The organism is Thermoleophilum album, assembly GCF_028867705.1.
Lineage (GTDB): Bacteria > Actinomycetota > Thermoleophilia > Solirubrobacterales > Thermoleophilaceae > Thermoleophilum.
The window spans coordinates 1,686,348-1,706,958 of record NZ_CP066171.1; the positions used below are offsets into that span (position 1 = coordinate 1,686,348).

Annotated in this window: 21 protein-coding genes; 1 reads left to right on the forward strand and 20 read right to left on the reverse strand. The window is 70.3% G+C overall.

Annotated elements, in window-relative coordinates; all coding sequences use genetic code 11:
- Positions 1-5: 5 nt before the first annotated feature.
- From greA to JDY09_RS07870, 18 genes are all read right to left on the reverse strand, one after another.
- Complete coding sequence (gene greA / locus JDY09_RS07785) at positions 6-482, reverse strand: transcription elongation factor GreA (protein WP_274716365.1); 477 nt, start codon at positions 480-482, stop codon at positions 6-8.
- Between the two features lie 193 nt (positions 483-675).
- Positions 676-1,725, reverse strand: coding sequence for a tRNA dihydrouridine synthase (locus tag JDY09_RS07790; RefSeq protein ID WP_274716366.1), 1,050 nt, complete (start codon positions 1,723-1,725; stop codon positions 676-678).
- An 11-nt stretch (positions 1,726-1,736) separates the two neighbouring features.
- On the reverse strand, positions 1,737-2,522 hold the full coding sequence (locus tag JDY09_RS07795) for a YidC/Oxa1 family membrane protein insertase (RefSeq protein WP_274716367.1): 786 nt from the start codon (positions 2,520-2,522) through the stop codon (positions 1,737-1,739).
- A 38-nt stretch (positions 2,523-2,560) separates the two neighbouring features.
- Entirely contained in the window at positions 2,561-3,328 is a 768-nt protein-coding gene (locus JDY09_RS07800; protein WP_274716368.1) for a type III pantothenate kinase, read from the reverse strand.
- A 5-nt stretch (positions 3,329-3,333) separates the two neighbouring features.
- Positions 3,334-4,263 carry an enoyl-ACP reductase FabI gene (gene fabI, locus JDY09_RS07805; RefSeq protein ID WP_274716369.1) on the reverse strand — a complete coding sequence of 310 codons (930 nt, stop codon included), beginning with the start codon at positions 4,261-4,263 and terminating at the stop codon, positions 3,334-3,336.
- Positions 4,260-5,504: a beta-ketoacyl-[acyl-carrier-protein] synthase family protein gene (locus tag JDY09_RS07810; protein ID WP_274716370.1), complete on the reverse strand. Its 1,245-nt coding sequence runs from the start codon at positions 5,502-5,504 to the stop codon at positions 4,260-4,262. The genes fabI and JDY09_RS07810 overlap by 4 nt, the downstream gene beginning before the upstream one ends.
- A gap of 7 nt (positions 5,505-5,511) precedes the next feature.
- Entirely contained in the window at positions 5,512-5,763 is a 252-nt protein-coding gene (locus JDY09_RS07815; RefSeq protein WP_274716371.1) for an acyl carrier protein, read from the reverse strand.
- Between the two features lie 35 nt (positions 5,764-5,798).
- Complete coding sequence (fabG, locus tag JDY09_RS07820; protein WP_274716372.1) at positions 5,799-6,584, reverse strand: 3-oxoacyl-ACP reductase FabG; 786 nt, start codon at positions 6,582-6,584, stop codon at positions 5,799-5,801.
- Entirely contained in the window at positions 6,575-7,651 is a 1,077-nt protein-coding gene (locus JDY09_RS07825) for a beta-ketoacyl-ACP synthase 3 (protein ID WP_274716373.1), read from the reverse strand. Before JDY09_RS07825 ends, fabG begins: the two co-directional genes overlap by 10 nt.
- The gene (locus tag JDY09_RS07830) at positions 7,644-8,498 is read right to left on the reverse strand and encodes an ACP S-malonyltransferase (RefSeq protein ID WP_274716374.1); all 855 of its coding nucleotides are present in this window, start codon (positions 8,496-8,498) and stop codon (positions 7,644-7,646) included. The genes JDY09_RS07825 and JDY09_RS07830 overlap by 8 nt, the downstream gene beginning before the upstream one ends.
- A gap of 132 nt (positions 8,499-8,630) precedes the next feature.
- Positions 8,631-9,554 carry a YihY/virulence factor BrkB family protein gene (locus JDY09_RS07835; protein WP_274716375.1) on the reverse strand — a complete coding sequence of 308 codons (924 nt, stop codon included), beginning with the start codon at positions 9,552-9,554 and terminating at the stop codon, positions 8,631-8,633.
- Positions 9,551-10,084 carry a 2-amino-4-hydroxy-6-hydroxymethyldihydropteridine diphosphokinase gene (folK, locus tag JDY09_RS07840; RefSeq protein WP_274716376.1) on the reverse strand — a complete coding sequence of 178 codons (534 nt, stop codon included), beginning with the start codon at positions 10,082-10,084 and terminating at the stop codon, positions 9,551-9,553. The genes JDY09_RS07835 and folK overlap by 4 nt, the downstream gene beginning before the upstream one ends.
- Positions 10,069-10,518 carry a dihydroneopterin aldolase gene (gene folB / locus JDY09_RS07845; RefSeq protein WP_274716377.1) on the reverse strand — a complete coding sequence of 150 codons (450 nt, stop codon included), beginning with the start codon at positions 10,516-10,518 and terminating at the stop codon, positions 10,069-10,071. Before folB ends, folK begins: the two co-directional genes overlap by 16 nt.
- Positions 10,502-11,374 (reverse strand): dihydropteroate synthase, encoded by an 873-nt coding sequence (folP, locus tag JDY09_RS07850; RefSeq protein ID WP_274716378.1) that lies wholly within the window; start codon positions 11,372-11,374, stop codon positions 10,502-10,504. The genes folB and folP overlap by 17 nt, the downstream gene beginning before the upstream one ends.
- Before the next feature lie 40 nt (positions 11,375-11,414).
- Entirely contained in the window at positions 11,415-13,394 is a 1,980-nt protein-coding gene (ftsH, locus tag JDY09_RS07855; RefSeq protein ID WP_274716379.1) for an ATP-dependent zinc metalloprotease FtsH, read from the reverse strand.
- 172 nt (positions 13,395-13,566) lie between these two features.
- Entirely contained in the window at positions 13,567-14,142 is a 576-nt protein-coding gene (gene hpt, locus JDY09_RS07860) for a hypoxanthine phosphoribosyltransferase (RefSeq protein WP_274716380.1), read from the reverse strand.
- 137 nt (positions 14,143-14,279) lie between these two features.
- Complete coding sequence (gene tilS, locus JDY09_RS07865; RefSeq protein ID WP_274716381.1) at positions 14,280-15,647, reverse strand: tRNA lysidine(34) synthetase TilS; 1,368 nt, start codon at positions 15,645-15,647, stop codon at positions 14,280-14,282.
- 64 nt (positions 15,648-15,711) lie between these two features.
- The gene (locus tag JDY09_RS07870) at positions 15,712-16,968 is read right to left on the reverse strand and encodes an adenylate cyclase regulatory domain-containing protein (protein ID WP_274716382.1); all 1,257 of its coding nucleotides are present in this window, start codon (positions 16,966-16,968) and stop codon (positions 15,712-15,714) included.
- 187 nt (positions 16,969-17,155) lie between these two features.
- Between JDY09_RS07870 and JDY09_RS07875 the strand changes: the two genes are divergently transcribed.
- Positions 17,156-19,198, forward strand: a complete 2,043-nt coding sequence (locus tag JDY09_RS07875; protein ID WP_274716383.1) for an SDR family oxidoreductase — start codon at positions 17,156-17,158, stop codon at positions 19,196-19,198.
- 100 nt (positions 19,199-19,298) lie between these two features.
- On the opposite strand, the gene JDY09_RS07880 is transcribed toward JDY09_RS07875, so the two are convergent.
- Positions 19,299-19,724, reverse strand: coding sequence for a hypothetical protein (locus tag JDY09_RS07880; protein WP_274716384.1), 426 nt, complete (start codon positions 19,722-19,724; stop codon positions 19,299-19,301).
- 29 nt (positions 19,725-19,753) lie between these two features.
- Positions 19,754-20,596 (reverse strand): lysophospholipid acyltransferase family protein, encoded by an 843-nt coding sequence (locus tag JDY09_RS07885; protein WP_274716385.1) that lies wholly within the window; start codon positions 20,594-20,596, stop codon positions 19,754-19,756.
- Positions 20,597-20,611: the final 15 nt, after the last annotated feature.

Sequence of the window (20,611 nt, forward strand, 5' to 3'; positions counted from 1 at the left end):
CGCCGTCAGACCTCGATCTTCGTGATCTTGAGCTCCCGCGCCGGCCCGCGCGGCACCTGCACTTGCACGACGTCGCCGCGCTTGTGGCCGATCAGCGCCTTCCCGACCGGCGATTCGTTCGAGATCTTGTTCTGCGACGGGTCGGCCTCGGCCGAGCCGACGATATGCAGCTTCTGCGACTTGCCGGTTTTCTGATCCTTGACGTGGACGGTGCAGCCGACGCTCACTACGTCGGTGGAGATTTCGTCCTCGTCGATGACGCGCGCGTTGCGGAGCTTCTCCTCGAGCTCGGCGATCTGCTTCTCGAGCATCGCCTGCTCGTTCTTGGCGTCGTCGTACTCGGAGTTTTCGGAGATGTCGCCGAACTCGCGCGCTTCCTTGATGCGCTGCGCGACCTCGCGGCGTCGCTGCGTCTGCAGGTGCTCGATCTTGGCCTTGAGCTCCTCGAGTCCCTTCTTGGTTAGAACGAGTTCCCTCGGCATAGCGGTTCCTCCAAGCGGCCCCATGGGGCTGCGATCACCCCCGGCCAGCGCGTAGCCACCCCGGCCGGGCACGTAGAAAACCCTTCGGCCCGGCCGAAGGGACGCAGCAGTGTAGCAGCGCCATTTCGGCGTTCGGATGAGCTTTCCTGCCCGGGTCGAGCGCCGCTCGACGCGTGCAGCGACAGCGCACACGCTAGGCAGCGCGCACCGCTGCGGAGCTGACCGCTTGCTTGGTGCCGCCGCCGAAGCGCCTACGCAGCTCGGCAACTACCGCCAGCGCGCCCTCTACGGTCGGTGCTTCGCACAGCCGCGTGCGTTCCGGCTTCGGCACTTGCCCCCGCAAGCGCTCGGCGTACCAGGGATAGAACTTGCGCAGATAGTGGTCGGCGCGTTCGCGCCCCAGGTGTTCGCACGCCCCGGCGATCACGTACTCGAGCTCGTCGAGCACCTCGTCGACGCTCGGCTCGCCCGTGTAGCGACCGAGCAGCCGGGCGAACAGCCACGGGTTGCCGAGCGCGCCGCGCGCGAGCATCACCGCGTCGGCACCGACCTCGCGCCAGGCACGCAGTATGCGCTCCTCGTCGTGGAGGCCGCCCGAGAGCACCACCGGCACGTCGAGCTCGGCGCACAGCGCTGCCGCCAGCGCGTAGTCAGGCTGACCCTTGTGCTGCTGGGAGGCGTGGCGCGGGTGGAAGCCGATTCCAGCCACACCGGACTCGGCGGCGAGCCGGCGGGCGAGATCGACGCCCGAGCGATCGCCCGGCACGAGACCCGAGCGCACCTTGCAGGTGACGGGCAGGCCCGACCCTTCGACAGCCGCGCGCGCGATCGCGACGGCCCGGTCGTGGTCTTCGAGCAGCGCCGCGCCGGCCCCGGCGCGACACACCTTGCGCACCGGGCAGCCCATGTTGATGTCGATGGCGTCGGCCCCGGCTTGGGCCACCACGGCCGCCGCCTCGCGCATCACCGCCGGGTCGTCGCCGAAAAGCTGGATCGCCAGCGGGTGCTCGTCGGGGTGAATGCGCAAAAACTCGCGCAGCGTACGTTCGTTTCCGCGCACGATCCCGTGGCTCGAGACCATTTCGGACACCACGAAGCCGGCGCCGAAACGCTTGGCTTGCAGGCGCACGAACCATTTCCCGATCCCCGCCAGCGGCGCGAGCACCAGCCGGTTGGGCAGCTCGAGCGAACCGAGCCGCCAGCTGCGTGCGAAGGGGTTGTTCTCGCTGCTGCGCAAAGCCACGGCGGCGCCCCTCAAGCGGCGCGACGACGGCGCTTGCGCTTGCCCGTGCGCGGCGGCGGCTTGCGCGTGCTGGTTGCGGCACTTCCGCCGGCGCCGCTCGTCGGCACGCCGGCGCTGCCGCTCGACGTCGGCGCGCCGGAGAGCGCGGTCGCTGGTTCGCGTCCGAGCAGCCGTCGAACGGTCAGCTGTTGGCCGAACGACCAGAGGGCGGACGTGATCCAGTAAACCGCGAGCCCCGCCGGGACGCGCGCTACGACCCCGGCGAAGAGCAGCGGCAGCGCCATCACGAAGCCCCTCTGGCCGCCGTCGAGCGCCGTCGCCGCGACCGCGCTCGACGCCAGCTGCGCGACCGCGTAGGTCGCGACCAACACCAGAAGAACGGTGCCGTGCGCGCGGGCACCGAGATCGGGGATGAAGAGGAAACCGGCGTGGGCGAAGAGACCGTCGCGCACCTCTTCGCGCATCAGGAAGTAGAGAGAGATGAACACCGGAATCTGCAGCAGCGTCGGGGCCAGGCTCGCGAGCGGGTTGATCCCGTGCCGGCGGTAGTAGTCGAGCAGCTCGCGCTGCAGCCGCTCGCGGTCGTCGCGGTGGCGCTCGCGCAGGCGCGCGAGCTCGGGCAGGTGGCGGCGCAACTCGCGCTGCGCGCGCACCTGGCGCGCGACGATCGGGAGCAGCGTCAGGCGCACGAGCACCGTCAGCCCCACGATCGCAAGGCCCCATCCGAGGCCGACGCTGTGCAGCGCCTTGAGGACCGCGGCCTCGGCGTCGATCAGCGGTGCGAGAAGCGTCGCCACGGGCGGGAGGATAGGGAGCAGCGCTCGCCGCGCAGCGCCTACTCGGCGTTGCGCTCCCAGATCAGGCGCAGTCCGTCGAGCGTTAGCAGCTCGTCGACTTCGTCGAGCTGCTCGCAGCTCGGCGCGATCAGGTGCGCGAACCCGCCGGTCGCTATCGCCGTGGCCTCCTCGCCGAGCTCTTCGCGCAGCCGTGCCACGATCGCATCCACCGAGCCGGCGTAGCCGAAAACGACGCCCACCTGGATCGCTTCACGCGTGTTTTTGCCGATCGCCCGCTTCGGCACCGCCAGATCGACCTTCGGCAGGCGTGCCGCCCGCTGGCTGAGTGCTTCGAGCGACACCTCGATGCCGGGAGCGATCACGCCACCCAGGTACTCGCCGCTGGACGAGACGACGTCGTAGTTGATCGCCGTGCCGAAGTCGACGGCGATACAGGCACCGCCGCAGCGGTCGTAGGCGGCGACGGCGTTGGCGAGCCGGTCGGCGCCGAGCTCGTGGGGGTTGTCGATGCGGATCGGCATGCCTGTGCGCAGTTGGGGACCAACGAGCGCTCCCGCGCCGCCCAGGTAGCGCGCGATCAGCTGCTCGTACTCGGCCGCGAGCGTGGGTACGACCGACGAGACGATCGCGGCGTCGATGGCGTCGAGCTCGAGCCCACGTAGACCGATCAGGTCGACGACCACCGTCGCGAGCTCGTCGGCCGTGGCCGCGCGCACCGTCGCGAAGCGCCAGTGGTCGACGAGCTCGTCGCCGTCGTAGAGGCCGAGGTGCGTCTGCGTGTTGCCGACGTCGACCGCAAGCAACATGGTGGTCAGGCGCTGCCGACTTCGCCGCTCTCGTCGCTCGCGGCACCAGCGTCACCGCCGTCGGTGTCGGCGCCGGCCCCAGCGCCACCGCCTCCCGCGCCCGCGCCGGCGGTCGCGAGATCGCCGAGCGGTGCACCCATCGCGTGGTAGCCGCCATCGACGTGGATGATCTCGCCGCTGATCGCGCGCGCGAGGTCGGAGAGCAGGAAGCGCACGGTGTCGGCGACCGGCCCGGCGTCACCGACGTCCCAGCCGAGCGGCGCTTGTCTGCCCCACATCTCGGCGAGCGACGAGAAACCGGGGATGCCGCTCGCCGCGACGGTGCGGATAGGGCCCGCAGAGACGAGATTCACGCGCACCCCGTCGGGCCCCAGGTAGCGCGCGAGGTAGCGCGCCGTCGACTCGAGCGCGGCCTTGGCAACGCCCATCCAGTCGTACACCGGCCAGGCGACAGAGGCGTCGAAGTCGAGCGCCACGAGCGAGGCTGGCCGCGCCAGCACGGGGCGCAAAGCAGCTGCCATCCCCGCCAGCGACCAGGCGCTGACGCGGAAGGCGAGTTCGGCCGACGGCGCGGGCGTACCTAGGAACGAACCGCCGAGCGCGTCCTCGGGCGCGAAAGCGATCGCATGCAGCACCCCGTCGACGCTGCCGAGCGCATCCCCGACAGCGGCGGCGAGTCGAGGGTAGTCGTCGGGACGCGAGGCGTCGAACTCCAGCACCGGCGGCGGGCTCGGCAGCCGCCGCGCCGCACGTTCGGTGAGGCGGCGGGCACGCCCGAAGCTGGTGAGCACAATCTCGGCCCCGTCGCGCTGCGCGCGCTCGGCGACGGCGAAGGCGATGCTTTGGCGCGTAACCACACCTGTGATCACGAGCCGCTTGCCCGCCAGCAGCCCAGGTGCCGGGTAGGAAGTGCTCTCGGGTGCCTTTTCGTTCACGCCGCTGCCTCGATGCAGACGACGGCGTTCTGACCGCCGAAGCCGAAGGAGTTGGAGATACCGATCGCCGGCTTGCCCTCCGGCACCGACAGCGGTTTCGGTTCGCGCGGCACGTAGTCGAGGTCGAGTCCGTCGTCGGGCTCCTCGTAGTTCAAGGTCGGCGGCGCGACGCGGTCGCGCAGCGCGAGTAGACAGGCGATCGCTTCCACAGCGCCCGCCGCGCCGAGCAGATGCCCGACCGCCGACTTCAGCGAGCTGACCGGCACGCGGTAGGCATGTTCGCCGAAAACGGCCTTGATCGCCTCGGTCTCGGCGCGGTCGTTGAGCGGCGTCGACGTGCCGTGGGCGTTGATGTAGACGATCTCCTCGCGCGTCACGCCGGCATCGCGCAGCGCTGCCTCCATCGCCCGTGCCGCACCGCCGCCGCCAGGCTCGGGCGCGGTGATGTGGTGGGCGTCCGAGGTCATGCCGCAACCACGGAGGTAGCCAAGCACGCGCGCCCCGCGCGCCTCCGCGCGCTCGGCGTCCTCGAGCACCAACACGCCGGCCCCTTCGCCGAGCACGAAGCCGTCGCGCCGGCGATCGAACGGCCGCGAGACGCCGCTCGGCGAAGTCGCCTCCATCGCTGCGAAAGCGGCGGTCGCAAGGGCGCTGAGCGCCGCCTCGCTGCCGCCCACCACGACCGCGTCGGCGTCGCCGTAGGCGATCAGCCGTGCCGCTGTCGCGATCGCGTGCGCGCCGGTGGCACAGGCCGACGCGACGGCGAAAGACGGGCCGCGCAAACGGTGGCGCATCGACAGCACGCCGGCGGCAGCGTTGGCCATCAGAAGCGGAACCGAAAGCGGCGAGACGCGCTCAGGGCCGCGCTCGAGGAGCACCACGTGCTGCTCCTCGATCGTGCAGATACCGCCGATCCCGGTGCCGAGGATGCAGGCGATGCGCTCCTCGGGATAGCTCTCGCCGGGCTCGAGACGAGCGTCGGCGATCGCCTCGTCGCAAGCGACGATCGCGAGCTGTGTGAAACGGTCAGCACGCCGGGCCTCTTTCACCGACAGGTGCTCGCGCGGATCGAACTCGCTGCAGCGAGCGACCCCGTCGACGATCCCGCTGACACCGGCGAGCCAGCGCTCGTGCAAGGTGCGAGCACCGACGCCGAGCGGCGTCACCGCGCCGACACCGGTGATCGCGATCCGCCGGCGCGCTGGCGTCAGCGCGCTCTTGTCTTGAGCGCCGCCTTCCACGCCGCGCTCAGGCTACGCGCGACGCGATCAGATCGACGGCCTGGGCCACGGTCCGCAGGCCCTCCATGTCCTTGCCCTCGAGCTGGACGCCGTACTCGTCCTCGACGATCTGCGCCAGCTCGACGAGATCGAGCGAGTCGATATCGAGCGCTTCGAACTCGGCGTCCGGAGCGACCTTGTCGGGATCGGCGCCGAATTCGACCAACGCCTTCAAGACGCGCTCTTCGATCTGTTCGCGCGTGACTGCCTGCTGGGCCATTGCTCTCTTCGTCCTCCTTGTCGCTGTCCTCGGGGCTAGGCGCTGAGGCCGCCGTCGACGGGTATCACAGCACCGGTCACATACGAAGCCTCGGGCGAGCAGAGAAAGCGGACGACCGCCGCCACCTCTTCGCACGTGCCCGCGCGCCGGGCAGGGATCAGCGCCGCCAGCCGATCGCTGACGTCGCGCGTGAGCTCGGTCTCGACGAGCCCCGGCGCGACCGCGTTGACCGTCACCCCCTTACGTGCCACCTCCACCGCAACCGTGCGCGTCAGCGCTGCCAGCCCGGCCTTCGCCGCCGCGTAGTTGGCCTGTCCGGGGTTGGCGCGCAACGCCCCCACGACCGAGGCGACGTTGACGATGCGGCCGTAGCGCTGCCGCAACATCGGGCGCAGAACTCGGCGGATGAGGCGGAACGGGGCTGTGAGATCGGTTTCGATGACCGTCCGCCAATCGTCGTCGCTGAGCTGGGGAGCGAGCCCGTCGCGCCGCAGACCGGCGTTGTTGACAAGCACGAGCACCGGGCCGAGTTCTTCCTCGATCCGGCCAATCGCCCGCTCGCACGCCTCGGCGTCGGCGACGTCGGCGGCGACCGCAAGCGCCGTGCCTCCGGCGGCAGCGATCGCCTCGCAGGTGGCACGCGCCCCGTCGGCGTCGGCACGGTAGTTCACAGCGACCCGCCACCCGTCGGCTGCCAGAGCGCGAGCGATAGCCGCGCCGATGCCGCGTGACGCTCCCGTCACGAGCGCGGCGCCGACGGCGCGCGGGTCATCGCCCGACGCCGACCGGCCGCCCGCCAACGGCTGCGCGCTCACTCCCACCGCACGACCCCCGCACCCCAGGTGAAACCGGCGCCGAACGCAGCCAGCAACACGTTCGCGCCGCTGCGCAAAAGACCGCGTCGGCGCGCGTCGCAGAGCGCGATCGGGATCGTCGCCGACGAGGTGTTGCCGTAGCGGTCGATCGCCTCCACGACACGTCGCTCGTCGAGGTCGAGGCGCTCGGCGACGGCGCGCAGGATGCGCGCGTTCGCCTGGTGGTAGACGAACAAGTCGATCTCGTCGAGGGCAAGCCCCGCCCGCTCGGCAGCAGCGAGCGTCACCTCGGACATCCGCCGCACCGCGGTCCGGAAGGTGTCGTGGCCCTGCATGCGGATGAAGCGGTCGTCGTGCGACGCGTGGATGATGCGCTCGCGGTCGGCTTCCGAGGAGAGCAGGATCGGCCCGATCTCGGCACCGCCGGCGCGCGGCGGAACGACGACAGCGGCGCCCGCACCGTCGGCGAACAAAGCGGCGGTGGAGCGGTCGGCCGGGTCGTGGAGCCTGCTGAGGATGTCGGCGCCGACGACCACCGCCTGCCGGGCCCGGCCCGCCTCGACCATCGCCGCAGCCAGCGCCAGCGCCGAGAGAAAGCCGGTGCAAGCGGCACCGACATCGAAAGCACCTGCCCCGGGCGCGCCGATCGCCTCGGCCACGAGCGGCGCCGCGTTCGGAGTGAGCTCGTCGGCGGCCATCGTCGCCACGACGACGAGATCGACCTCGCCCGGCTCGAGCTCGGCGTCGGCGAGCGCGGCGCGCGCAGCGCGGGCGGCAAGGTCGGCGAGCGTGTCGCTCTCGGCGGCGACGTGGCGCTGGCGCACGCCAGTCCGCGTGACGATCCAACGCTCGTCGACGCCGAGCCGTTCCGCCACCGCCGCCGACGAAAGCACGCGCTCGGGCACCGCGAAGCCGATGCCGGCGATCCGGGCGCTCGCCAGCGAGCGCAACGGTCGCTGCGCTGGCTCGCCGAGCGAGCGCAGGTGACCGCCGACGCGCGCGAACAGCGCGCGGCGACGGGCGACGCGTACGGGCGCTGCGACGGAGGCGCGAACGACTTCGAACCTACCCACCGACACCCTCCGCGACCGGTGGCCCGACGGTTTCGACGGACGCGTCGATACGCCGGACGAGCCCCTGCAGCACGCGACCCGGTCCGACCTCGACGAACCTCTCGACGCCGCGCCGGCGCAGTTCCGCCACGACGTCGACGAACCGCACCGGCCGAACGATCGCCTCGGCGAGCTCGCGGCGCACGTCGCTGAAGGGGGCAGCGGTGGCGCCGCAGATCACCGGAACGCCCGGCTCGCGCACCTCGATCTCGGCGAGCACGGCAGCGAAACGCTCGCTGGCCTCGGCCATAAGCGGTGAGTGGAAGGCACCGCTCACGGCTAGCCGGCGCGCACCGATCGCGCGCTCGCGACACCGCTGTTCGACTGTTGCGATCGCCGCTTCGGGCCCGGCAATCACCACCTGGCGCGGCGCGTTGTGGTTGGCGAGGACAGCTTCGGTGCCCGCGACGAGCTCGCCCGCCTCCTCGTAGCTCGCGCGCACCGCGAGCATCGCGCCGCTGCGCGCCTCGGCCATCAGCCGACCGCGCTCTGCAGCGAGGCGGACGCCGTCGGATTCGCCGATCGCCCCCGCGGCGACGAGGGCCGCGAGCTCGCCCAGCGAGTGCCCAGCTAGCGCGACGGGAAACTCGCGGCTGCGCACCAGCTCCCAACCGGCGAGAGCTGCACAGAAGATCGCCGGCTGTGCGTAGGCGGTGCTCTCCTCGACACGCTCGAAGGGGTCGCTGCCCACTTCCTCGCAGGCCAGCTCGAGCAGGTCGGGACGTACGCGCGCTACGAGCTCGCGCATCTCCGGCGTCTGGCTGCCTTGACCGGGAAAGAGAACAGCTGTCGTGGCCTGGCTTGTCATCGCTTGTCGGGGGTCGGCCGCCGGGCGCACTGGCACGAGCGGCCGCTAGCGGCGATCGCGGGCAACATAACGGAGGGTCGGCGCCGCGTTCCCTCGCCCGCGTCTTTCGGTACCACCGCTGGCGAGCGGCGGTTACGTGTCGGCGGGTCGCTGTTGCACCTGCGCTCGCTGCTTGTCGCCGCTCGCTTCGTAGGCCACGCCGAACAGCAACGCGACGTTGCTGAGCCACAGCCAGACGAGAAACACCACGATGCCGGCGAGCGCTCCGTAGGTGCGCCCGTAGGAGGCGGGCCCACTCACGTACAGGCTGAACGCCACCGACGCCGCAAGCCACACGGCGACCGCGACGAGAGCGCCGCGACTCGGGCGCAGTAACGAGCCGCCGAGCACCCCGGCCGTGCCGTAGAGGTAGGTGACGGTTGCCACCGTCACTATTGCGAGCAAAGCCCAGCGCGCGAACGACCACGCGGTCAACACGGCGTCGGACGTACCGAGAAGCCGCCCGAGAGCGCGGGCCACGTCGCCGGTCAGGGCGACGAGCAGGGCAGCTAGGGCCAGCAAAAGCGCCAGCACGAGCGTTCGCAGCAGGCGCGCCACAGCGGCGCGCAAAACGGGCTCGCCACCGTCGGCGAGGCCGGCGGCGCGCGTCGCGGCGCGCCGGAACGCTTCGACATAGCTCGAGGCCGACCAGACCGCCGCGCCGACGGCTACCGCCGCTGTGATCCCCGCGCCGACCGGTGCCGAGCGCAGGTCGCCGAGCGTTCGATCGAGAACGTCAGCGGCGGGACCGGGGGCGAGCTCGCGCACACGCGCCACAAGCTGCTCGGCAGTGGCTTCGCCGACCAGCGAGAGGGCGCTCGCGACGACCAAAAGTCCCGGTGCGAGGGCAAGCATGGCGTAGTAGGTGAGCGCCGCTGCCGCGTCGGGCAGCTGACGCTCTTGGAACACGACACCCGCGCGTCCCGCCCGTGTCGCGGCGGCGCGTGCGGCGGCACGTTTGGCCGCCGCGACGACGGCGTGCGGAACGGCAACGACTCGTCGGCGCGCGGCACTCACGCCGCGAACACGAGCGGCCCCACCGGTTCCACGCGCTGCCCGGCGACGGTGGACAGAAAGGCGGCGAGCGGCTCGCCGCTGCCCGGCAGCGCGAGATCCGGATCGAGCTCGAGCAGGGGTTCGAGTACGAAGCGGCGCCGTGTCACCTCGGGATGCGGCAGCACCAGGCGCTCGCTGCGTTCGATGCGGTCGCCGAAGAGCAGCAGATCGACATCGATCGGGCGCGGCCCGTGCCGGACCCCGCCGGGCTGCCGGCCGAGCGCGCGCTCGACGCTTTTACAGACGGCAAGCAGCTCTTTTGGCTCGCCCGCGAACCGGGCGCGCACGCAGGCGTTCAGGAAGTCGCGCTGCTCACGCACGTCCCCTTGCGGCTCGGTCTCGTACACCGACGAGCACGCCTCAATCGCGACGCCACGCTCGCGCAGAAGCGTGACCGCGGCACGCAGCATCGCCAGCCGGTCGCCTTCGTTCGACCCCAGCCCCAGATAGACGCGCTCCGCCGACACGCCGGGCGCTAGACCTCCTTCCACACCTCCACCGACACGCCCTCGACGGGCAGCGGTATCGGCGGCTCGGGCTTCGTCGCCTTGACGCGCACGCTCGTCGCCCCGAAGCGCTCGACGAGGCGGTCGGCGATCGCCGAACAGAGCCTTTCGAGCGTCTTGTACGAGCGCTCTTGCGCCGCCAGCGCCACCTGCTCGCAAACCTCGGCGTAGTCGACGGTGTCCTCGATGCGGTCGGTGAGCGTGGCGTCGCAGTGGTCGAGCTCGAAGGAGACGTCGAAGATCAGACGCTGGCCGAGCTCGCGCTCGGCATCGGTCACGCCGTGCCTGGTGTACAGCGAGAGACCGGTGACCTCTACGGTGACGGCGGGCTCAACCCCGCCCTCCTCCTCGTCGTCGAAGTCGAACTCCTCGTCCTCGCCGTCGGGGTCCTGTCCGAACGGCTCACGCTCCCAGCTCACTGAACCTCCCAGGGTCGGTTCGCCGCAACGTAGCAACGGCCAGCCGCAGCGCGTCGACGTGTTCGCGCACGTCGTGAACACGGAACACGCTGGCGCCACGCTCGAGCGCGAGCACGTTGCTGGCGACGGTGCCAGCGACCCGTTCGCGCTCCGGCCGATCGCAGATGCGCCCGATGAAGCTCTTGCGGGACGTCCCGATCAGGATCGGTCGACCGAGGTCGAGGAACTCGTCGAGACGGGCGATCAGTTCGAGGTTGTGCTCGACGGTTTTGCCGAAGCCGATGCCGGGATCGACCCAGATCCGCTCTTCGGCGATACCGCGAGCGCAAGCGAACTCGATGCGCTCGGCGAGGAACGCTTTCACGTCGCTCACGACATCGTCGTAGCGGGGGTCGATCTGCATCGTCCGCGGCTCGCCGCGCATGTGCATCAGCACGCAGTAGCAGCCGCGCTCGGCGACGAGGTCGGCCAGCTCGGGGTCGAAACGCAGCGCCGAGATGTCGTTGACGATCGTCGCGCCGAGGTCGATGGCGCGCGCCGCGACCGGCGCCTTGGTGGTGTCGATCGAGATCCACGCCCCCAGCTCCTCGCCGCCGAGCCGTTCGAGCACAGGTTCGACGCGGCGCAGCTCCTCGTCCGCGGACACCGGCTGGGCACCGGGCCGCGTCGACTCGCCGCCGACGTCGACGATCTGCGCGCCGGCGGCGACCAGCTCGCGCGCGTGCCTGGCGGCTGCGTCCGGATCGGTGAATAGACCGCCGTCCGAGAACGAGTCGGGCGTCACGTTGAGGATGCCCATCACCACCGGATAGCGGAGGCCGCTAGGGAGTGCAGGCGCTGTGGGGCGCTCGCTCACAGCCGGCAGTATCGCCGCACGCGCGCCGAGATGCCGGTCGTCAGCGACGCGGGCCGTCGTCGGCCCGCATCTCGGCCGTGCCGCCGGCTAGCCCTGGCCGGGGCAGCGGCGACGGTGTCGGCCGCGGCTTGCGCTGCGGCTCGGCCGCTGACTCGGGCGCCTCGCGAGCAGCCTCGGCCTCGGTGTCGTCGGTGCCGAAGACCTCCTCCTCGCTGGCCCCGTCGAGCAGCTTCAGGAACTGTTCGCGCTCGATCGTCTCGCGACGGATGAGGATCTCGGACAGCCGGTCGAGCTCGGCGCGATGCTCCTCCAGCACCTGCCGCGCACGGCGGTGTGCTTCCTCGACGATCCGGCGGATCTCGTCGTCGATCTCGCGCGCGATCTCGTCCGAGTAGTCGGGCTCGGTGGCGAGCTCGCGACCGAGGAACGGCTGCGTGTGGTCGTGGCCGAAGACGCGCGGGCCGAGCTTCTCGGACATGCCGAAGCGCATCACCATCTGTTTGGCGGTGTGCGTCACCTTCTCGAGATCGTTGGCGGCGCCGGTGGTGACCTCGCCGAAGACGAGCTCCTCGGCGGCACGGCCACCGAGCGTCATCGCCATCGAGTCCTCGAGCTCGGCCTTGGTGGTGAGGAACTTGTCTTCGGTTGGCAGCGAGATCGTGTAGCCGAGCGCCTGACCGCGCGAGATCACCGAGATCTTGTGCACCGGATCGGTGTTCTCGAGGTAGTGGGCGACGAGCGCGTGCCCCATCTCGTGGTAGGCCGTGATGCGCCGCTCCTTCTCGGACATCACGCGTGACTTCTTCTCGGGCCCGGCGAGCACGCGCATGATGCCCTCTTCGAGGTGGCGTTGCTCGATGCGACGGCTACCTTCGCGCGCGGCGAGCAACGCGCCCTCGTTGACCAGGTTCTGGAGATCGGCGCCGGTGAAACCGGGCGTCTGGGCGGCGAGGTTGTCGAGGTTGACGTCGGGCGCGAGCGGCTTGCCGCGCGTGTGCACCGCCAGGATCTGTCGCCGCCCCTTCAAGTCGGGACGATCGACCACGATCTGGCGGTCGAAGCGGCCCGGGCGCAGCAGCGCCGGATCGAGGATGTCGGGCCGGTTGGTGGCGGCGATCAAGATGATGTTGTCCTTCATCTCGAAGCCGTCCATCTCGACGAGCAGCTGGTTGAGCGTCTGTTCGCGCTCGTCGTGACCGCCGCCGAGACCGGCGCCGCGGTGCCGACCGACCGCGTCGATCTCGTCCATGAAGATGATGCAGGGCGCGTTCTGCTTGGCCTGCTCGAAGAGATCGCGCACACGCGACGCGCCGACGCCGACGAACATCTCGACGAAGTCCGACCCCGAGATCGAGAAGAACGGCACGCCCGCTTCGCCGGCGACCGCCCGTGCCAACAGCGTCTTACCGGTGCCCGGCGGCCCGTACAGCAGCACGCCCTTCGGGATACGCGCGCCGAGCGCCTGGAACTTCTTGGGGTTCTCGAGGAACTCTTTGATTTCGCGCAGCTCCTCGACCGCCTCGTCGACACCAGCGACGTCGCGGAAGGTGATCTTCGGCTGGTCGACCGACAGACGTTTCGCCCGCGACTTGCCGAAGGACATCACCTTCGGCCCGGCACCTTGCATCTGGTTGATGATGAAAAGCCAGAAGAGCAGGAACAAAAGCATCGGCAGCCCGTAGCTCAAAATCGGCAACCACCCCGAGGTCGTTTTCGCCTTGACGTCGACCTCGGCGCCCGAGCGACGCAACTGGTCGACAAGCTGCTGCTCGGTGTTGTCGGGATAGGCGGTCTCGTACTTCTGCCCCGATTTGAGCTCGACGTCGATGCGGTTGTTCTTGGTGTTAAGCGTGACCTGCTTGACGCGGCGTTGCTCGACCTGCTGGAGGAAGTCGGAGTAGTGCGGCTGGCGCGTTTCGGACGCGGGCGTGATCAGGCGCTGGGCGAACAGCACCAGCACGAAAACGATCAGGATCGGAAAGAGGGCGCTACGGAAGAATCTCGACGTTTTCGTTTTCACGTTGTGTCGTGCCCTCCCGGGACGGGCGTAGCTGCTCGGCCCGCCCAACTGTGAAACCTGAGCGTAGCAGCGGGGTAGCGGCGTTCTGACCGGTAACGCTGGGGAGCTCGTCTGCTTTTTCCTTCTCGGCCGCTGCCGGCGAACTCGTGAGCCGTGAGCCCGCGACGGACCGTCAACCGCCCCTTTCCTCCAGCTCGGCGATGAACGGGAGATTGCGGAAGCGTTCCGCGAAGTCGAGGCCGTACCCGATCACGAACCGGTCGGGGATCTCGAAACCGACATAGCGGATCGGGAGGTCGATCTTCCGCCGCTCCGGCTTGGTGAGCAGCGCGCACACTTCGAGTGACGCCGGCCCGCGTGCGCGTAGCGTGCGCAGAAGGTATGAGAGCGTGAGCCCGGAGTCGACGATGTCCTCCACGACGAGAACGTCGCGACCCTCGATCGGCCGATCGAGATCCTTGAGGATGCGCACCACGCCCGAGCTCGACGTCGCGTCGCCGTAGGAGGCCACCGCCATGAAGTCGACCTCGCACGGCACCTCGAGCGCCCGCATCAGGTCGCTGACGAAAAAGACCGCGCCCTTCAGCACGCCGACCAGCAGTGGTACCCGCCCGGCGTAATCGCTAGAGATCGCTGCCGCCAACTGGCGAATGCGCTCGGCTAGCGCTTGCGCGTCGACGACGACGCTGCCCGGTCGTGGGCCATGCGTACGCTCGCCGCCCGCGGAGTCGGACAAACCGGCCCGCACGCCCGCTAGCTGTCGATCGGAAGGATGCGTGTTCAACTCTCCGCCGAACCGCCCGAGGGTTTCAGTGGCGCGTGGCTTTAGTTTGCCGACTGCGCGCGCTCGACGCCCTTGGCGGGGACACTGGCCCGCCCGGCACGCTACTGCCCTTCCGCCGAGTCGCCGTCGCCACGAGCGAGGCGCGCACTCAACACGACCGCTGGCTCCCCCGGGCGGGCCGCGAAGCGCTCGCTCACGCAGACGCCCGCCACCCACGCGATCTCGCCGGCCGCCTCGACGACCGGGAGCTCGGCGCGCAGCGCACGCGGCACCTTGGCGTCGGTGAATACGTCCTGCAGCGTTTTCGTCCCGCCGAGGCCGAGGGGACGGATCCGATCGCCGGGACGCCACACCCGGACGGTGAGCGTCGCAGGCAGCCGGTCGCGCGCCAGCGCCGGTTCGGCGACCGAAGCGGGGCCTTCGCAGCGTGCGAACCGCGCCGCCACGCGGAAGCGACCGAATTGCACCGCGCCCGGCAGCGGCAGCTCGAGCGGTGGCGGCGGCGTGGCGCCCGCTCCCCGGGCGAAGCGGATCGTGCCGTACTCGGCGATCGCTCGCACGCCACCTGGGAGATGGAGCTCGCGGCTGCCCGGTCCCCGTGCCAAAGCGAGGATCGCGGCTGTGTCGGCAGTGCCGATCGGCACCTCGTGGCCGGCCGCCCGCCGCGCGAGCGCTGCGAGAACGTGCCGCTGCAGCGCCGGTGCAAGCCGCTCGAGCTGATCGCGCACGACCGCTGTTCCCTCGGCCACGCCGAGCGCCGGGTCGCGCGCCGCTTGCTCGACGAAAGCCCGCTCCTCGGCGACCTGGCGCGCGCTTTCGGCGATCGCGCGCTCAACTTCCGGATTGAGCTCGCGGAGCGCAGACAGCACGTCGTGGCGGACACGGTTGCGGGCGAACCGGCGGTCGGCGTTGCTCGCATCCTCGCGCCACGCGAGCCCCCGCTCGCGCAGGTAGGCGCGGACCTCGGCGCGTGTAACCCGCAAAAGCGGGCGGACGAGGCGGCCGCGACGCGGTTGCATCCCCGCCAGTGCCCGCGATCCGGGCTGGGTGGCGAGCCGAAAAAGCACGGTTTCGGCCTGATCGGTGGCGGTGTGGGCCGCTGCGTAGTCGCCCTCGGCGTAGCGCTCAGCGAGCTCGTAGCGCACCCGCCGCGCCTCGGCTTGAAGGTTGCCGGTCGCCGGTAGGGTGACGCGCTCGACGATAAGTGGCACACCGAGGCGGGCGCAGAGATCGCGACAGAAACGCTCGTCCTCGGCAGCGTCGGCACGCAGGCCGTAGTTGACGTGCAGTGCGCTGACGCGCGCACCGAGGCGCACCGCGACGTCGAGCAGGCAGACCGAGTCGCCGCCGCCCGAGAGCAAGACGAGCAGCGGCCGGTCGCGCACGACCAGTCCGCTGCCGCTGGCAGCGGCCAGCGGGTCGCGGGGCTCTTGGCGGAACGCTCCGGGGTGTCGAGCGGCTTCGCTCACGTTGCTAGCTGCGCCAGCGACTAGGTTCGCAAGGAAAGGTCGGAGCGCTGCGGGCATCGACCGTTCACTCGGCGGCGACGACGCGCCACAGGCCGATCGGGCGGCGGAAACCTTTCAGTTTGATCTCGCCGATGCTTTCGAAACGGAGATGGCGTTCGGGCCGCCCCCGCACCGCGGCTACGACGTCGCTGCTCACCAGCACCTCGCCACCGCTCGCGCGCGCGACTATCCGTGCGGCGAGGTTTACGGCGCGCCCGTAGTAGTCGCCGTCGCGGTAGAGCACCGATCCGCAGTGCAAGCCAATGCGCGGTTGCGGACGGTCGGGGAAGAAGCTCAAAAGGCCCAGCGACCAGTCGACGAGCGCCGCTACGTCCTGGCAGACGATCATCACCTCGTCGCCGATCGTCTTCACCAACCGCGCTCCCTCGGGCAGCGTCGCCTGGACAGCGTCAACGAGCCGCTCGACCGTCGAGAGCGCCTCCTCCTCCCCCTCCTCTTCGGTCAGCCGGCTGTAGCCGGAGAGGTCGCAGAAGGCGATCGCCGTGCGGATCCGCCCAGCTAGCGCCTCGCTGTCGTCGAGATCGCCCTCCATGTGCCCGACAACGTCCTGCTCGATGAAGTGGCGCAGGAGCCGCTCGTGCACGTGCTCCATGATCGGCGTAGCCAGCGGCAGTAGACGCTGGGCGAGCCCCTGCATGCGTTCGGCGATCTCGGCGCCGGAGACGCCGCGCCGCATCAGCGGCACATGCACGTAGAGGTGCACCAGGCGCACCTCGGCGTCCGCGATCTGGGCCAGTGCTTGTCCGTAGACGCGGGCGAGCTGGAGGAAAGCTTCGGCCGGCAGGCCCGCCGACAGGGCGGCGGCGACGTGTCGGAGCGCCTCGACGTCGCTGCGCGACAGCCGCTCGAGCTCGCGGGGAAGACCGAGCGCTGTCCAGATGCGCTCGATCAGCTCCGGGGCGAGACCTGTCGCCGCCGACGCCTCGGCGATAGTGACGGGCTCGTCGGTCCCGGGCAGCACCTCTTCGACGTAGCCGTAGGCGAGGCGACCGTCGCGTGCAGCCCGCACGATCGCGTCGAGTCGGTGTCCGCGCGCCCGCAGCCGCGCGACGACGCGGGCGTGTGCGATCTCGCGCTGCGTCCAGCCGCGAGCGAGCGTGCGCGGAGTCAGACCGGGGATCGCGCCGCGCTCGACCCAGCGGCGGAGAGTCGACGGAGCGACCCCGAGCGCCTCCGCCACCTGCCGCGTGCTGAGTCGCACTGCCGTGGCTCCGCTACCCGCAGCGCCAGCAGCGCCATCGACACGTCGGCCCGCTTTCACCGCCAGGCACGGTACCCGGGGTGGCGGTTGTGCCACCTGAAGGTGCCGCACCGGGCCGGATATCAGCGCTGGAGGGTCCACTCGGCACGGCGGGGCGGTCTAGACTCGGGCGCACCGCAGGGCAAGGCATGGCGGCCATGCCAATTCCTGGACAGGCATTCGCGGTCACGAGGGAGGTCGTGCGGGCGTGAGCACCAACTACTTCGTCACTGGTGCGACCGGTTTCATCGGTCGCCATCTGCTCGAGCGGCTGCTGCAACGCGACGGCACCGTGTACGTGCTCGTGCGCCACGGCTCGCGCGGCCGCCTCGAGGAGCTGCTGGCCCGGCTCGGCGCGCCCGACGGCCGCGTACGCCCCGTCGTCGGCGACCTCGCCGAACCGCGCGCGGGCGTGGCCGCGGTGGAGGACCTCGCCGGTCCCGTCGACCACTTCTTCCACCTCGCCGCGGTCTATGACATGGAAGCCGACGAGCGAGCGATGGTGCGGGCCAACGTCGACGGCACACGCCACGCGATCGAGCTCGCCAACGCGCTCGGGGCGCGGCGCTTCCACCACGTCAGTTCGATCGCCGTGGCGGGGCGCTACCAGGGCGTGTTCCTCGAAACGATGTTCGATGAGGGGCAACAGCTACCCCACGCCTACCACCGCACGAAGTTCGAATCCGAGCGGCTAGCGCGCGAGCTTGTCGCCGGGAAGCTTCTTGTCTACCGCCCGGGCATCGTCGTCGGGCACTCACGCACTGGCGAAGCCGACCGCATCGACGGCCCCTACTACTTCTTCAAGCTGATCCAGCGGCTGCGTTACATCTTCCCGCAGTGGTTCCCGCTCGCCGGGCCCGAGGGCGGACAGACGAACATCGTGCCCGTCGACTTCGTCGCTGCCGCTCTCGACCACATCGCCCATCTCCCCGACGAACAGCTGCCGGGCGACACCTTCCACCTTGTCGATCCGCGTCCGCTGTCGGTCGGGCAAGCGATCAACGTGTTCGCGCGCGCCGCACACGCTCCCCAACTCGCCCTCCGCGTCGATCGCCGGATCGCCGACGCGGTCCCGCGCCAGCTACGAGCGTTCCTGCGCCAGGTGCCGACCGTGCGCCGCATCCGCGAGACGTTCCTGCGCGACTTCGGGATTCCGCCCGCAGCGTGGGAGAACCGCGAGTTCTACTGCCGCTTCGACTGCCGCCAGACGCTCGCGGCGCTCGAAGGCAGCGGCATCGCCTGCCCGCCGCTCGCCGCCTATGCCGGTGTTGTGTGGGACTACTGGGAGCGGCACCTCGACCCGGACGTGTTCAAGGAACGGGGGCTCGCCGCCGCGATCCGCGACAAGGTCATCTTGATCACTGGCGCATCGAGCGGCATCGGTCGCGCCACCGCGCTCGAGCTCGGCAAGGCCGGCGGCGAGGTGGTGCTCGTGGCACGCACGCGCGAGAAGCTCGAAGAGGTCGCCCGCGAAGTCGAACGGCTCGGCGGCAAGGCGCACGTCGAGCCCTGCGACCTCACCGACCTCGACGACATCGAACGGATGGCCCGCGGCGTGCTCGACCGGCTCGGCCGCGTTGACATCCTGATCAACAACGCCGGCAAGTCGATTCGGCGGTCGTTGGAGCGCGAGTACGACCGCTTCCAGGACTTCGAGCGGACGATGCGCGTCAACTACTTCGGCGCGGTGAAGCTGATCATGACGCTGCTGCCGTCGATGCGCGCGCGCCGTCGTGGCCACATCATCAACATCAGCTCGATCGGCGTGCAAACGAACCCGCCACGGTTCAGCGCCTACGTCGCGTCGAAAGCGGCGCTCGACGCCTTCTCGCGTTGCGCGGCACCAGAGACGATCGGCGACGGCGTGAAGTTCACGACCGTTTACATGCCGCTCGTGCGCACGCCGATGATTGAGCCCACGTCCATCTACCGCGCGTTTCCCGCTCTCAGCCCCGAGGAGGCGGCGCGCATGATCTGCGACGCGATCGTCCAGCAACCGAAGCGCAAGGCCTCGCGGCTCGGCACCTTCGGCGAGATCCTGTACGCGCTGTCGCCGAAGACCGTCGACTGGGTCATGCACACCGCCTACAACATGTTCCCGGACTCGCCGGCCGCCGCGGGCGCGGTGGAAGCGGCTGGAGGCGCGACTTCCGCCGACGGGCGCAAGGGGGCGCCGGCACGCACCGGCGGCGAAGAGATGCCGGCCGAGGCGCTGGCGATGGCCTATCTGCTGCGTGGCGTCTATCTCTAAGCCCCACCCGCAAGGCGAGGGCTCGCAGCGCACACGGCAACGATCGCTTCCCGCGGCTCTGGCGCTCGGTCGATAACGGCTCGCTAGCGCCGACGCTTGCTTACACCACGAGGTGCGGGTAGTCCCGCTCCACCATCTCGCGGTAGCGCGCGAACATCGGCTTGGTGATCGGAATCAAGGCGAGCGTTTTGCGCACGTTGCCCTTCGACTTGATGCGCCGCCGGGCCAGCGCGATCGCGATGTTCTCCTTGCCCTGGAAGTAGCGGTTGGCGACGTCGGAGTCCATCGTCAACTCGACCTCGGGCTCCCAATCGATGTCGTCGCTCCACACCCAACGCAAGTGCTGGCCGTCGCGCGGGGGATCCTGGTAGGTGACGTTGACGACCAGGTCGAGGTCGGGAAACTCAAAGCGCTGCGGCGTGCGCGCAGCGGCGAGCTCGGGCCCGATCTTGGGATCGGTGCTGAGCATCTCGAAGGTTCGATCGACGACCTCGCGGAACTCCTTGGCGGAGCGAAATAGGCCCATGCCCCCTCAACCTACACCGCAGCGCATGTTCAGAAGAACGCTGGCCCGCGCGCAGCGAGGTTGGCGTAGACGCTTTCTTGAAGGGCCGCTCGCAGCTTCTCGGAGACCTCGAACACGTAGGCGCGGTCTTCGGCAGCGTCGGGACCTGCCCGCTCGAGCTCGAGTGGTCGGCAGAACTCGATTCGCCAGCGCGCCGGCAACGGCACCAGACCGAGCGGCCCGAGCAGTGGGAAGGTCGGTGTGACGGGAAGTGTCGGCAGGCCAAACAGACGCCCGAGCCAGGGGACATCTGCGATGTGGGGGTGCGCCTCCTCGCTCCCGACGACCGCGACGGGCACGAGCGTCGCTCGCGCCCGCAGCGCGATCTCGACGACGCCGCCGCGACCGAAGCGCTGGATGCGGTAGCGCTCGGGGAAGCGCCGCTGCGCCGCGCGCACGCCTTCGGGGAAGGCGAGCACGGCTCCGCCCTCTTCGAGCAGGCGCAAGGCGTTGTAGGGAGTGGCGGGAACGCCGCCGAGCTTGCGGACGAGCGTCGACAACCAGGGCGTGGCGAACGCCCAGTCGAGCTCGAGGAAACGGATCGTGCGCGGGCTTGGGTGTTCGCGCCGGACAGCGGTTTTCACCATCAGGGCGTCCCAGGGCAGAAAGCCCGCATGGTTGGCGACGAGCAGCACCGGGCCGCGCGCCGGCAACCGCTCGACGCCAACCACTGTCACGCGCCACCAGCGCTCGTAGAGAAAGTCGAGGAGCGGCTCGAGCGCGCGCTCGAACTCGGGATCGCGACCCCACTCGTCCTCGCTGTAATCGCCTGCGAGACGACGGGCGGCTGTGCGCAGCGCAGCAGCGACCTCGGCGGGCAGCGCGTCGAGCACCGCCGCAGGCAAGGC